Source organism: Paraburkholderia ferrariae NBRC 106233 (assembly GCF_000685035.1).
Classification (GTDB): Bacteria; Pseudomonadota; Gammaproteobacteria; order Burkholderiales; family Burkholderiaceae; genus Paraburkholderia; species Paraburkholderia ferrariae.
The window spans coordinates 127,603-140,273 of the sequence record NZ_BAYB01000015.1 but is presented as its reverse complement, the minus strand read 5'-3'; the positions used below and the strand labels follow the sequence as shown (position 1 = coordinate 140,273).

Here is a 12,671-nt window from a genome sequence, read left to right as displayed (position 1 = left end):
GCGCTATTTCGTCCCGCGGCGCTCGATGAACGCCTGCACGCCGTCGAGCGCCGGGTCCGTCATCATGTTGCAGGCCATGGTCTGCCCCGCCAGCTGATACGCGGCCTCGATGCCCATTTCGAGTTGCCGGTAGAAAAGCCCCTTGCCGGCCTCCACAGCCTCGCGCGGCTTGGCGCAGATGCTCGCGGCGAGCGCCGCCACTTCGGTGTCGAGTTGGTCCGCGGCCACCACGCGGTTCACGAGGCCCTCGCGCTGCGCGGCGGCGGCGTCGATGAACTCGCCCGTCATCAGCATCTCGAACGCCGCCTTGCGCGAGACATTGCGCGTGAGCGGCACCGCGGGCGTCGAACAGAAGAGACCGAGATTGATGCCCGATACCGCGAAACGCGCCGTGTCGGCAGCGACCGCGAGGTCGCACATCGCCACCAGCTGGCAGCCCGCCGCCGTCGCGACGCCGTGCACGCGCGCGATCACGGGCTGCGGCATCTTCTGGATCGTCAGCATCATCTTCGAGCAGCGCGCGAACAGTTGCGTGTAGTACTCGCGCGCAGGCGCCGCGCGCATCTCCTTGAGGTCGTGGCCCGCGCAGAATGCACGCCCGGCGCCTGCGATCACGACCACGCGCGCCGGCGATTTCGCCAGCGCCGCGAGCTGTTCCTGCAAGGCGTCGATGAGCGCTTCGGAGAGCGCATTGAATGCGTCGGGCCGGTTCAGCGTGACGCGCACGACACCGGGCACGCCCCACGCATCGTGCGTCACGTCGAGCAGTGCGACGGTAGCTTCGGTAGTTTCGGCGGCCTCGGCGGCCGAATTGGACGATTGAGCACTCATGCCGGATCTCCTTCGGGCGCGACGTCAGATATCGGCGAGCGCACGCAAATGCGCCACCACGCTGCGGCCCAACGCCGAAAGGTTGTAGCCGCCTTCGAGACAGCTCACGATGCGCCCCTTCGCATGGCGCTGCGCCACCGCCCGCACCTGCTCCGTGATCCAGGCGAAATCGTCCTCGACGAGGCCCATATTGCCAAGATCGTCCTCGCGATGCGCATCGAAGCCCGCCGATACGAACAGCATCTCCGGCCTGAAGGCTTCGAGCCGCGGCAGCCACAGCAGGTCGATGGCCTCGCGCACTTCCATGCCCCTGGTGCGCGCGGCAATCGGCACGTTCACCATGTTCGGCATGGGATGCTCCGTACCCGAGTACGGATAGAACGGATGCTGGAAAAAGCTGCACATCAGCACGCTGGGGTCGCCTGCGAATGCGGCCTCCGTGCCGTTGCCGTGATGCACGTCGAAGTCGATGATCGCGACGCGCTCGAGCCCATGCACCTGCAGCGCATGCCGTGCCGCAATCGCGACATTGTTGAAGAAGCAAAAACCCATCGCGCGCGCGGGCTCCGCATGATGGCCCGGCGGCCGGATGCTGCAGAACGCGTTTTCGTAGCGGCCGGCGATCACGGCGTCGGTGGCGGCGAGCGCCGCGCCCGCGGCCCGCAGCGCGGCCTGCCACGTGTGCGGATTCATCGACGTATCGGGATCGATCGCCGCGTAGCCCTCTTTGGGCGAGAGATTGCGCAGAAAGTCGATGTGCGCCTGGGTGTGCACGCGCAGGAGTGCGGCTTCGTCGGCGAGCGGCGCGGAATCGTCGCGCTCGATCAGCGTGTCGATCCGGCTTGCGATCAACTGGTCTTCGATCGCCTGCAGGCGCGCCGGGCATTCGGGATGCCACTCGCCCATCTCGTGCAGCAGACAGTCTGGGTGCGAAAAGAATCCGGTCGTCATGTGTCGTGCATCCCGCGGCATGCGCGTCGCCGCGTGTCTCCATCCTTGGGGCGCACCGGAAAAGCGCGCGTAGAGTGTCACGTTACCACAGCAGGCTTGTCCTGCCTCGCCGTGCCGGCAGGCAACGCCGCGCATTTGCCCAGGCGATGCCGGGCACTGCCGGGTATTGCCATGTGCTGCCGCGCAATGCCAGGCAATGCCGCGGCGAAGTGCTCGGGTATACTGCCCCGGATTGCCTCCTCACCCCGCCTTAGACCTTAGACCATTCCGCTTCCCATGACGCTTAAGTCCGCTCTGTCTGCCCCCGGCCGCCTGCGCATTACGACTCTCGCCTTCGCACTCGGTGCCGCGCTGCCGTTGTGGGCCGGCACCGCGTACGCGCAGACGGCGGCACAGACCGTGCCGCCCGTGCGCGAGGCGCCGCTCACCGTCGCGCAGGCGCAGCCGCAAACCCCCGCGCCGCAGGGTCAGACGTTCGAAGAGGAAATCGTCCCGCAACGCTACGCGAACAACCCGAATGTCGATGCGTTCATCAACGACATGGTGGCGCGCTATGACTTCGACCCGAACGCACTGCACGCACTGTTCTCGAACGTGAGCTATTCGGCCACGGCGGTGAAGCTCGTCACGCCCTCGCCGACTCCGGGCATCAAGAACTGGCGCGTCTACCAGGCGCGCTTTCTCGACACCGTGCGCATCAACGCCGGCGTGAAGTTCTGGCGCGACAACCAGGCGACGCTCCAGCGCGCCGCCGACCAGTTCGGCGTGCCGCCGGAGGTGATCGTCGGCATCATCGGCGTCGAGACGATTTACGGGCGCTACATGGGCAACTTCCGCGTGCTCGACGCGATCACGACGCTCGCCTTCGACTACCCGAACACGCCGAACCGCGCCGAGCGCGAAGCGACGTTCCGCAAGAATCTCGAAGACTATCTGGTGTGGACGCGCGATGCGCAGATCGACCCCACGACGGTGCTCGGCTCCTATACGGGCGCGATCGGCATTCCGCAGTTCCTGCCGAGCAGCATCGTGCAGTACGCCGTGGACTTCGACGGCAACAACCGCATCGACCTGCGTACGAGCCCGGCCGATGCGATCGGCAGCGTCGCCAACTACCTGAAGGAAAACGGCTGGGAAACGGGACGCCCGGTGGTCTGGAAGATTGCCGGCGATGCGGGCAGCCAGGGCATTGCACAGGCCGCCGCCGATGGGCAGCCGGAACCGCACTGGCCGCTCGACCAGTTGCTGCGCTCGGGGCTCGTGCTGAACGAACCCGGCGTGGATATCGCGGCCGAAGCGGGCACGCCCGTCACGGTCATCGATCTGCCGACGCCCGGACGTGCCACCGAGTACATGCTGGGCCTGAAGAACTTCTATGTGCTCACGCGCTACAACCGCAGCTTCTTCTACGCGCTCGCGGTGTATCAGCTCGGCATGCGGGTGAAGGCGCAGATGCTGGCGACGCAGCCCGGCGTGGGTTCAGCCGGCGCGGCGAACGGCACGCCTGGCGCGGCCCCTGGCACAGCACCTGGCACCACCGCGGCCCCGGGTGTGCGCGCCGCCCTGCCTCCCGGCGTGCCCACGGCGCCTGCCGGCCAGCAGTAACCCGGCGATCCATACGGGGCGCAACGCAATACACGCGGCGCCCCGCCTTGCACCGGCTCGAAACCCTCAGGCCGGAAACACGCCCGTCGAGAGATAACGGTCGCCGCGATCGCAGACGATAAACACGATCGTCGCGTTCTCGACCTGGCGTGCCAGGCGCATTGCCACTTCGCATGCGCCGCCCGAGGAAATCCCCACGAAAATGCCCTCGACCGAAGCAAGGCGCCGCGCCATCGCTTCGGCGGCGGCCTGGCTCACGTTCTCGACCCGGTCCACGCGGCTGCGGTCGAAAATTTTCGGCAGATACGCTTCCGGCCACTTGCGGATACCGGGAATGCGCGAGCCCTCTTCCGGCTGCGCACCGACGATCTCGATGGCCGGATTCTTTTCCTTCAGATACTGCGACGTGCCCATGATCGTGCCCGTCGTACCCATCGACGAAACGAAGTGCGTGATGCGGCCCTCCGTGTCGCGCCAGATTTCCGGGCCAGTGGCCTCGTAGTGCGCGAGCGGATTGTCCGGGTTGGCGAACTGGTCGAGGATGATGCCCTTGCCGTCGCGCTGCATCTGCTCGGCGAGGTCGCGCGCGTATTCCATGCCGCCCTTGACCGGCGTGAGCAGGATCTGGGCGCCGTAGGCGGCCATGCTCTGGCGGCGCTCGACCGAGAGGTCCTCGGGCATGATGAGCAGCATCTTGTAGCCGCGGATCGCCGCGGCCATGGCGAGCGCGATGCCGGTGTTGCCGCTCGTGGCCTCGATGAGCGTGTCGCCGGGCTTGATGCGGCCGCGCTCTTCCGCCTTGCGGATCATCGAGAGCGCCGGGCGGTCCTTCACCGAGCCGGCGGGGTTGTTGCCTTCCAGCTTGGCCAGAACGACGTTGTTGCGCGCGCGGATCTCGTCGTCCGCCAGGCGGACGAGCTGCACGAGCGGCGTATTGCCGATCGTGTCTTCAATAGTCTTGTAGGGCATGGCTGATTGCTTTCAGGCGCACTGCACAAGGCATGGCGCGATAGACGTGATCCGACGATTCTAAACCACGCGGCGCCCTGGCGCCGGGGAGCCCCTTGCGGCAGGCGGGGCGGCGCGCCTGGTGCCGCAACGCAAAAAGCCCGCGGCAAGGCCTGAGGTCCCGGCCGCGGGAGGAAGCCGCCGGGTGAGACTGCAAGGGCGGCACCTGAAGGAGACGGTGATCGATTCGGGCCGCGGCCGCTATTTCTTGACCGTCACAGTCGCCGCCTGGCCGCTCGATGTACCCGGCGCCGTTTTCGAAGCCTGGGCGCCGGCCTGCGCGTTGCCCTGCCCGCTCGCCGGCCCGACCGACAATCCTTCGGCCTGCAAACGTTCGACGGTATGGCCGCCCATGCCCTTCACGCGCTTGCCGAGGTCGGCGGCGTCCTTGAACGGTCCGTGCGCGCCGCGCTCGTCGAGAATGGACTTCGCGCGGGCGGGTCCGATGCCCTTGATGCCGCGCAGCGCGTCTTCATTGGCCGTGTTGACATCGACCGCGGCGAACGCGTGGCCGAATGCGGCGAAGATGAGCAACGCCGCGAGGTGTTTCCTGATCATGCTGGATCTCCCTTGAAACCACCTGCCGGCGACCGTCGCCGGCAGTGAGAGTCCAGTTTAAGAAGTCGGGAGTGCGAATTACACCTGGCCGGACAGCCAACGTACGTAGCGGTCCACCCCTTCCTGCACGCTCAGGAACGGCGCGTCGTAGCCCGCGGCGCGCAGCTTCGTCTGGTCGGCCTGGGTGAAGCACTGGTACTTGCCGCGCAGCGCGTCGGGGAACGGGATGTACTCGATCAGGCCGTGCTGGACCTGCTCGTCGAGCGTGAGCGGCGCTTGGCCCTCCAGCGCACGCAGCGTGTTGACCACGCTGCTCGCGATATCGTTGAACGGCTGTGCGCGGCCGCTGCCCAGATTGAAGATGCCGGTCTTCCCGGGATGATCGAAGAAGAACAGGTTGACCTTCACGACGTCCTCGACCGAAACGAAGTCGCGCGTCTGCTCGCCCGGCGCATAACCGTTGTACTCGCCGAAAAGCTTCACCTTGCCTTCGGCGCGGAACTGGTTGAAGTTGTGGAACGCCACCGAAGCCATGCGGCCCTTGTGCGTTTCGCGCGGGCCATAGACGTTGAAATAGCGAAAGCCCGCGATCTGGCTCTGCGCCGTGGGCAGCACGCGGCGGATCACCTGGTCGAACAGGAACTTCGAATAGCCGTAGACGTTCAGCGGCGCTTCCACCTCGCGGTCCTCCACGAAGCGGGTCGAGCCGCCGTAGATCGCCGCCGACGACGCGTACAGGAACTGCGTGCGCTGCGCGAGGCAGGCATCGAGCACCGCGCGGCTATAGCGGAAGTTGTTGTCCATCATGTAGCGGCCGTCGGTCTCCATCGTGTCCGAGCAGGCGCCTTCGTGGAACACCGCGCGCACCTTGCCGAAGTCGCCGCGCGCGAAGCGCTCGACGAACTCGGTCTTGTCGAGATAGTCGTCGATTTCGCAATCGACGAGATTCTTGAACTTGTCGGCGCGCGTGAGGTTATCGACGGCGATGATGCGCTCTTCGCCGCGCTCGTTGAGCGCCTTGACGATGTTGCTGCCGATAAAGCCGGCCGCGCCGGTCACGATGAGAGTCATGATGTGCCTGCAATGAAGGAGGGCGCTGCGCGCGGACCGCGCCGCTGTATCGGCAACCGCACCGGCAACGGCGGCCCGGCGCGCAGCGTCATTGAAAGAGTTCGTCGTATTCGACGGTGGCCGTGCCGAGCTTGCCGACCACGATGCCGGCCGCGCGGTTGGCGATCACCACGCCCTGCACGAGCGGCAGGCCCGCGCCCAGCGCCACGGCGATCGAGGCGATCACGGTGTCGCCCGCGCCCGAAACATCATACACTTCGCGTGCGACGGCCGGCGCGTGCAGCACGCCGTCCTCGGCGAAGAGCGTCATGCCCTCCTCCGAGCGCGTGAGCAGCAGCGCGTCGAACTGCAATTCGTGGCGCAGCTTCGTCACGCGCGCGAGCAGATCTTCTTCGGACTTCCAGGTACCCACCACTTCGCGCAGTTCGGCCCGGTTCGGCGTGATGACGCTCGCGCCGCGATAGCGCTCCCAGTCGTCGCCCTTGGGATCGACGAGCACCGCCTTGCCCGCCGCGCGCGCCTTCGCGATCATCTGCGTGACGTGCGTGAGGCCGCCCTTCGCGTAGTCGGACATGAGGATCACGTCGTGCGAGGGCAATAGCGCATCGAAGCGCGCGAGGCCCGAGAGCAGCACTTCGTGGGCGGGCGTGTTCTCGAAGTCCACGCGCAGCAACTGCTGCTGGCGCGACAGCACGCGCAGCTTGATCGTGGTGGGCAGCGCGGGGTCGCGTTCGAGGTAGGCATTGACGCCGCTCTCGCCGAGCAGCGCGACGATGCGCTCGCCGGGCTCGTCGTGGCCGACCACGCACAGCAGGCCCGCCTGCGCGCCGAGCGCCGCGGCATTGCGCGCGACGTTCGCGGCGCCCCCCAGGCGATCTTCCTGACGCTGCACGTGCACGACCGGCACGGGCGCTTCGGGCGAAATGCGGTTCACGTCGCCAAACCAGTAGCGGTCGAGCATCACGTCGCCCACCACCAGCACGCGCGCCGTCTCGAACCGCTCGCGCGGCACGTGCTCGACGGCCGGCGCGAGCGCGGCGCTGCCGGGCAACGTCACGCCGTGCGCGGCAGCGCCCGAGCCCGCGGCGCCCGCCAGCGCGGAATCAGACAGAGGAAGCTGCGTCGGTTGCGAGCTTGACATGGGGGCGTCCAATCGAGTGATAGTCAATGCCGAGTTCCGCCATCGCGTCCGGCTCGTAGAGATTGCGTCCGTCGAAAATCTGCGGCGACTTGAGCACCGACTTCAGGTGCGCGAAGTCCGGGGCCTTGAACGCCGTCCATTCGGTGACGATCACGAGCGCGTCCGCACCCACGACCGCCTCGTCCGGGCTCGCCGCAAACGTCAGGCGCGCGAGCAGCTCCGGCACATGTGCGAGATCGAGCGCGAACACGCGGCGCGCCTCGTCGGTCGCCACCGGGTCGTAGGCGGTGACCGCGGCGCCGCGCGCAAGCAGCTCGGCGATCAGGCGCCGGCTCGACGCCTCGCGCATGTCGTCGGTATTGGGCTTGAATGCGAGGCCCCAGACCGCGAAGTGCCGCCCGCCCAGGTCTTCGCCGAACGCGCTCACGATCTTGCGCACCAGCACTTCCTTCTGCGCGTGGTTCACGTCCTCGACCGCTTCGAGAATGCGCAGGTTCTGGCCCGACTCCGCAGCCGTGCGGATGAGCGCCTGCACGTCCTTCGGAAAGCACGAGCCGCCGTAGCCGCAGCCCGCATAGAGGAAGTGATAGCCGATGCGCGGATCGGAACCGATGCCGCGCCGCACCGATTCGATATCGGCGCCCACGCGGTCGGCGAGATTCGCCATTTCGTTCATGAACGAAATGCGCGTGGCGAGCATGGCGTTGGCCGCGTACTTGGTGAATTCGGCGGAGCGCACGTCCATGTAGATCGTGCGCTCGTGATTGCGGTTGAAGGGCGCGTAGAGGCGCTTCATCTTCTCGCGCGCGACACGGCCGTCCGCGTCCTCGTCGATGCCGATGATGATGCGGTCCGGGCGCATGAAATCGTCCACGGCTGCGCCTTCCTTCAGGAACTCGGGGTTCGAGACGACCGAGTAGCGATGCTGCGCGCTGTCCGCGAGGCCGCGCCTGGCCAGCTCTTCGTCGAGCACGGCGCGCACGCGCTGCGCGGTGCCCACGGGCACCGTCGACTTGTCCACGACCACCTTGAAGGCGTTCATGTAGCGGCCGATGCTGCGCGCCGCTTCCAGCACGTACTGGAGGTCGGCGGAACCGTCCTCGTCGGGCGGCGTGCCGACGGCGATGAACTGCACGTCGCCATGCGCCACGCTCGCGGCGATGTCGGTCGAAAAGGTGATGCGGCCCGCGGCACGATTGCGCGCGATGAGTTCGAGCAGGCCCGGCTCGTGAATGGGCACGCCGCCGCCGTTCAGGATGTCGATCTTGCGCGGATCGACGTCGAGGCAGAACACGTCGTGACCGATCTCGGCAAGGCACGCCCCGGTGACGAGGCCAACGTAGCCAGTACCGACAATGGTGATTTTCATACGCGCTCCGGTGAAGATTCTCTGTAGTGGTCGCAGCGCAGCGCCCCGCGTGCGGCGCGTGGCCGGCATCCCGGCCGGCAAGCGCCCGCGGGCGCCGCGCGCCGCTCAGCCCGACGTCGGGATCGGCTCGACGCGGCGCGGCGCGTAGGTTTCCCAGCCGCTGCACCCCGGGCATTGCCAGTAGAAGAGGCGGGCCCGGAAGCCGCAATTCTGGCATGTATAACGTGGCAGATTTTTGGTGCGCTGCTGCAAGAGCGTGCGCATCAGTTCGAGTTCGCTGCGGCGCGGCTCCTCGGCGCTCGCCTGCTGGGCTTCGAGCAGGCGCGACATGCCGGCGAGGTTCGGCGACTTCTGCATCTGCGTGCGCGCGAGCGCGTGCGCCGCCTCGGCGCCGCGCAGCGCCGCGACATATTTATACGCTGCGTCGAGCAGATCGTTCGACGGATAGGCATCCACCCAGCCGGTGAGCAACTGTGCGCCCTCTTCGGCGCGGCCCAGCGACTCGCAGGCCTTCATGACCTTCTCGGCCACGAGCGGCAGATAGGCGGGATTCTGCTCCTCCACGCGGCGCCACTGGGCGAGTGCCGCCTCCCAGTCGCCGCTCGCGGCATCGACGTCGCCCGCGAGGATCGTGGCGCGCACGTTCTGCGGATTCGCCTTGAGCGCGAGCGAAAGCTGGCGCCGCGCCTCGTCGGGGCGCTTCTGCTGCAGCGCTTCCTGCGCGAGTTCGCAGTGGAACTGGGCGATCTCGACGTCGAGCGAGCCCGCGCCCATGGTTTCGAGCTGGCGCGCCGTATCGATCGAACGGTTCCAGTCCTTCTCGATGCCGTAGATCGTGAGCAGCGCGCGCTGGGCACCCTGCGCATAGTCGCCGGACTGCAGCGAAACGAACGTCTCTTCCGCGCGGTCGAGCATGCCCGCCTTCAGGTAATCCTGGCCGAGTTCGTAAAGCGCGTGGTCGCGCTCGTTCACGGGCAGGTCCGGACGCGAAAGCAGGTTCTGGTGCACGCGAATCGCCCGGTCGGTCTCGCCGCGACGGCGGAACAGGTTGCCGAGCGCGAAGTGCAGTTCGACCGTTTCGGGGTCGAGCTTGGCGACTTCGATGAACGCGTCGATGGCTTTGTCCGGCTGCTCGTTGAGCAGGAAGTTCAGGCCGCGGAAATACGAGCGCGGCAGGTTGGCGCTCTCCGAAAGGAGCGCCTTGAGGTCGTAGCGCGATGCCATCCAGCCGAGTGCGAACGCAACCGGAATGACGAGCAGCCACCAGAAATCGAGATCCATGCGGTCGATGGTGTGAGCGGAATAACGGGCCGCGCGGTGCGACGCGCGCGGCCGGACAGTCGGATCAGATGAGCGGCGGCAGCGGCGGCTCGACAGCCGGCGCCGGCGTTTCGCGCGCCGTGCGCAGGTCGCGCTTCAGGCGCCCATTTTCCATGCGCAGCCGGAAGATGCCCGGCAGCGCCGAGAGCAGGCCGGCCAGCAGCCCGACCACGAAGAACGCGAGGCCGATCAGGATAAGCGGAGCCTGCCACGAATAGCCGGCCAGGAAGTGCAGCGTCGCGGGGTCCGTGTTCCCCAGCGCGAGCACCAGCAGCAACACGAACACCAGCACACGGATCACCCAGGCAATCAATCTCATGAAAGAGTCTCTTGGCAGTTGCGAAGAAGGCGCCGGCACGGGCCGCCATGCTGCGCCGCAGCACGTGCCGTGCCGAAGTGACCCGTATTGTAAATGAATGGCCTGCAACCCGGCACGTGCGCTATGGCCCACGTGCCGGAACTCGCCGCGGCCAGGCACGCGCTACGGCAAAAAAGCGCTAAAAAAAAGCGCCGGGGGTCGATAACCCCCGGCGCTTTTCCGGTCCTTGTGTCTGGCCATTCGGCCATCTGGCATTGACCGCCGACAACCGCAAGCACTCGCAGAGCGCTTACAGATCGTCGTCCGGCTCGTCTGCTTTCAGCGGCTCGCCCGAGCGCCGGTCCACGCGCTCGCGCAACTCCTTGCCGGGCTTGAAGTGCGGCACGAACTTCTCGGGCACCAGCACTTTTTCACCCGACTTCGGGTTGCGTCCGACGCGCGACGGCCGGCGATTCAGGCCGAAGCTGCCGAAGCCGCGAATTTCGATGCGATGGCCTTTGGCCAGCGCCTCAGACATCGCATCGAGCATCGTCTTGACCGCGAAATCCGCATCCTTGAGAACCAGTTGCGGAAATCGCGTAGCCAGCTGCGCGACCAATTCAGATTTGGTCATACTTCAGCTTGCCCCCGTTTGAGGCTTACTGGTTCTGGCCGTCGAGCTTGGCCTTCAGCAGCGCGCCGAGGTTGGTCGTGCCGGTGGCAGCCGAACCCGAGTCGGACGACATGCTGCGCAGCGCTTCCTGCGTCTCAGCCGAGTCCTTCGCCTTGATCGACAGGTTGATGCCGCGCGACTTGCGATCGATGTTGATGATCATCGCGTTGACCTTGTCGCCTTCCTTCAGCACGTTGCGAGCATCTTCCACGCGGTCTTGCGCGATTTCCGAAGCACGCAGGTAGCCTTCGACATCGGCGTTCAGGGTGATAACTGCACCCTTTGCGTCGACCGACTTGACCACGCCGTCAACCGTCGAACCCTTGTCGTTGACAGCAACGAAGTTGCTGAACGGGTCGCCTTCGAGCTGCTTGATGCCGAGCGAAATGCGTTCCTTCTCGACGTCGATGCCCAGGACCACGGCTTCGACTTCGTCGCCCTTCTTGTACTTGCGAACGGCTTCTTCGCCGGTTTCGCTCCACGACAGGTCGGAGAGGTGAACCAGGCCGTCGATGCCGCCGGGCAGGCCGATGAACACGCCGAAGTCGGTGATCGACTTGATCGCGCCTTGCAGCTTGTCGCCCTTCTTGAAGTTGCGGCTGAAGTCATCCCACGGATTCGGCTTGCATTGCTTCATGCCGAGCGAGATGCGGCGGCGGTCTTCGTCGATCTCGAGGACCATGACTTCGACTTCGTCGCCCAGCTGGACAACCTTCGACGGCGCAACGTTCTTGTTGGTCCAGTCCATTTCCGACACGTGAACCAGGCCTTCGATGCCCGATTCGACTTCGACGAACGCGCCGTAGTCGGTGATGTTCGTGACCTTGCCGAACAGGCGCGTGCCCGACGGGTAACGGCGCGAGATGCCTTCCCACGGATCGTCGCCCAGTTGCTTGATACCGAGCGAAACGCGGTTCTTTTCCTGGTCGAACTTGAGGATCTTGGCCGTGACTTCCTGGCCAACCGACAGCACTTCCGACGGGTGACGCACGCGGCGCCATGCGATGTCGGTGATGTGCAGCAGGCCGTCGATGCCGCCGAGGTCCACGAACGCGCCGTAGTCGGTGATGTTCTTGACCACGCCGTTGACGATCGCGCCTTCCTTCAGCGTTTCGAGCAGCTTTGCGCGCTCTTCGCCTTGCGTGGCTTCGATCACGGCGCGGCGCGACAGCACGACGTTGTTACGCTTGCGGTCGAGCTTGATGACGCGGAATTCGAGGGTCTTGCCTTCGTACGGCGTCGTGTCCTTGACCGGACGCGTGTCGACGAGCGAACCCGGCAGGAACGCGCGGATGCCGTTGACCATGACGGTCATGCCGCCCTTGACCTTGCCCGTGATCGTGCCGGTCACGAGTTCGTTGTTGTCGAGGGCCTTTTCCAGCGACAGCCACGAAGCGAGACGCTTCGCCTTGTCGCGCGACAGGATCGTGTCGCCGTAGCCGTTTTCCAGCGCGTCGATCGCGACGGAAACGAAATCACCCGCCGCAACCTCCACTTCGCCCTGGTCGTTCAGGAATTCCTCGATGGGAATGTAAGCCTCGGACTTCAGGCCCGCGTTCACGACCACGAAGTTGTGGTCGACGCGCACGACTTCAGCGGAGATGACTTCGCCGGCGCGCATGTCCTGGCGGGTCAGCGACTCTTCGAACAGAGCCGCGAAAGATTCGGTATTCGGGGTGGAGGTTTGCAGGTCGGACATAAAAATCTGGATTTGCATGGTTTGCGCTTGCGGGTTCACTGCCTGGCCGGTCATCCTGACCGGACCCGCCTTGTTGCCGGAACGCCTGTTCGCGGCACGAATGCGAAAGCCATACGGGGTTAAAGGGTTTAACACACGCTCCGCTCG

At 66.1% G+C, this 12,671-nt stretch carries 12 protein-coding genes; 1 reads left to right on the top strand and 11 read right to left on the bottom strand.

Annotation, left to right across the window (positions count from 1 at the left end; genetic code table 11):
- Positions 1-3 precede the first annotated feature (3 nt).
- Together BFE01S_RS18740 and BFE01S_RS18735 are read right to left on the bottom strand one after the other, a co-directional pair.
- A complete protein-coding gene (locus BFE01S_RS18740) occupies positions 4-831 on the bottom strand; it encodes an enoyl-CoA hydratase (RefSeq protein ID WP_028226814.1) in 828 nt (275 codons plus the stop codon).
- A 24-nt stretch (positions 832-855) separates the two neighbouring features.
- Positions 856-1,782, bottom strand: a complete 927-nt coding sequence (locus tag BFE01S_RS18735; protein WP_028226813.1) for a histone deacetylase family protein — start codon at positions 1,780-1,782, stop codon at positions 856-858.
- A 276-nt stretch (positions 1,783-2,058) separates the two neighbouring features.
- On the opposite strand from BFE01S_RS18735, the gene mltB reads away from it, so the two are divergent.
- On the top strand, positions 2,059-3,387 hold the full coding sequence (gene mltB, locus BFE01S_RS39280; RefSeq protein WP_084170039.1) for a lytic murein transglycosylase B: 1,329 nt from the start codon (positions 2,059-2,061) through the stop codon (positions 3,385-3,387).
- 66 nt (positions 3,388-3,453) lie between these two features.
- On the opposite strand, the gene cysM is transcribed toward mltB, so the two are convergent.
- The 9 genes from cysM to rpsA all read right to left on the bottom strand — a co-directional run bounded on the left by cysM (position 3,454) and on the right by rpsA (position 12,542).
- Positions 3,454-4,356: a cysteine synthase CysM gene (gene cysM / locus BFE01S_RS18725; protein ID WP_028226812.1), complete on the bottom strand. Its 903-nt coding sequence runs from the start codon at positions 4,354-4,356 to the stop codon at positions 3,454-3,456.
- Positions 4,357-4,596: 240 nt separating this feature from the next.
- Positions 4,597-4,953: a ComEA family DNA-binding protein gene (locus BFE01S_RS18720; protein WP_028226811.1), complete on the bottom strand. Its 357-nt coding sequence runs from the start codon at positions 4,951-4,953 to the stop codon at positions 4,597-4,599.
- A 78-nt stretch (positions 4,954-5,031) separates the two neighbouring features.
- Complete coding sequence (gene rfaD / locus BFE01S_RS18715) at positions 5,032-6,024, bottom strand: ADP-glyceromanno-heptose 6-epimerase (RefSeq protein ID WP_028226810.1); 993 nt, start codon at positions 6,022-6,024, stop codon at positions 5,032-5,034.
- An 88-nt stretch (positions 6,025-6,112) separates the two neighbouring features.
- A complete protein-coding gene (gene rfaE1 / locus BFE01S_RS39275; protein ID WP_052420930.1) occupies positions 6,113-7,165 on the bottom strand; it encodes a D-glycero-beta-D-manno-heptose-7-phosphate kinase in 1,053 nt (350 codons plus the stop codon).
- Entirely contained in the window at positions 7,128-8,534 is a 1,407-nt protein-coding gene (locus tag BFE01S_RS18705; RefSeq protein ID WP_028226809.1) for a UDP-glucose dehydrogenase family protein, read from the bottom strand. The genes rfaE1 and BFE01S_RS18705 overlap by 38 nt, the downstream gene beginning before the upstream one ends.
- Before the next feature lie 105 nt (positions 8,535-8,639).
- Complete coding sequence (gene lapB, locus BFE01S_RS18700) at positions 8,640-9,815, bottom strand: lipopolysaccharide assembly protein LapB (RefSeq protein ID WP_028226808.1); 1,176 nt, start codon at positions 9,813-9,815, stop codon at positions 8,640-8,642.
- A gap of 64 nt (positions 9,816-9,879) precedes the next feature.
- Positions 9,880-10,173: a LapA family protein gene (locus BFE01S_RS18695; RefSeq protein ID WP_028226807.1), complete on the bottom strand. Its 294-nt coding sequence runs from the start codon at positions 10,171-10,173 to the stop codon at positions 9,880-9,882.
- Positions 10,174-10,462: 289 nt separating this feature from the next.
- On the bottom strand, positions 10,463-10,786 hold the full coding sequence (locus BFE01S_RS18690) for an integration host factor subunit beta (protein ID WP_028226806.1): 324 nt from the start codon (positions 10,784-10,786) through the stop codon (positions 10,463-10,465).
- 25 nt (positions 10,787-10,811) lie between these two features.
- The gene (gene rpsA / locus BFE01S_RS18685) at positions 10,812-12,542 is read right to left on the bottom strand and encodes a 30S ribosomal protein S1 (RefSeq protein WP_028226805.1); all 1,731 of its coding nucleotides are present in this window, start codon (positions 12,540-12,542) and stop codon (positions 10,812-10,814) included.
- Between the last annotated feature and the right edge of the window lie 129 nt (positions 12,543-12,671).

Excerpts from the sequence above, each read along its gene's own strand:
- BFE01S_RS18740 (WP_028226814.1), bottom strand. The coding sequence starts at position 831 with ATGAGTGCTCAATCGTCCAATTCGGCCGCCGAGGCCGCCGAAACTACC.
- BFE01S_RS18735 (WP_028226813.1), bottom strand. The coding sequence starts at position 1,782 with ATGACGACCGGATTCTTTTCGCACCCAGACTGTCTGCTGCACGAGATG.
- mltB (WP_084170039.1), top strand. The coding sequence starts at position 2,059 with ATGACGCTTAAGTCCGCTCTGTCTGCCCCCGGCCGCCTGCGCATTACG.
- cysM (WP_028226812.1), bottom strand. The coding sequence starts at position 4,356 with ATGCCCTACAAGACTATTGAAGACACGATCGGCAATACGCCGCTCGTG.
- BFE01S_RS18720 (WP_028226811.1), bottom strand. The coding sequence starts at position 4,953 with ATGATCAGGAAACACCTCGCGGCGTTGCTCATCTTCGCCGCATTCGGC.
- rfaD (WP_028226810.1), bottom strand. The coding sequence starts at position 6,024 with ATGACTCTCATCGTGACCGGCGCGGCCGGCTTTATCGGCAGCAACATC.
- rfaE1 (WP_052420930.1), bottom strand. The coding sequence starts at position 7,165 with ATGTCAAGCTCGCAACCGACGCAGCTTCCTCTGTCTGATTCCGCGCTG.
- BFE01S_RS18705 (WP_028226809.1), bottom strand. The coding sequence starts at position 8,534 with ATGAAAATCACCATTGTCGGTACTGGCTACGTTGGCCTCGTCACCGGG.
- lapB (WP_028226808.1), bottom strand. The coding sequence starts at position 9,815 with ATGGATCTCGATTTCTGGTGGCTGCTCGTCATTCCGGTTGCGTTCGCA.
- BFE01S_RS18695 (WP_028226807.1), bottom strand. The coding sequence starts at position 10,173 with ATGAGATTGATTGCCTGGGTGATCCGTGTGCTGGTGTTCGTGTTGCTG.
- BFE01S_RS18690 (WP_028226806.1), bottom strand. The coding sequence starts at position 10,786 with ATGACCAAATCTGAATTGGTCGCGCAGCTGGCTACGCGATTTCCGCAA.
- rpsA (WP_028226805.1), bottom strand. The coding sequence starts at position 12,542 with ATGCAAATCCAGATTTTTATGTCCGACCTGCAAACCTCCACCCCGAAT.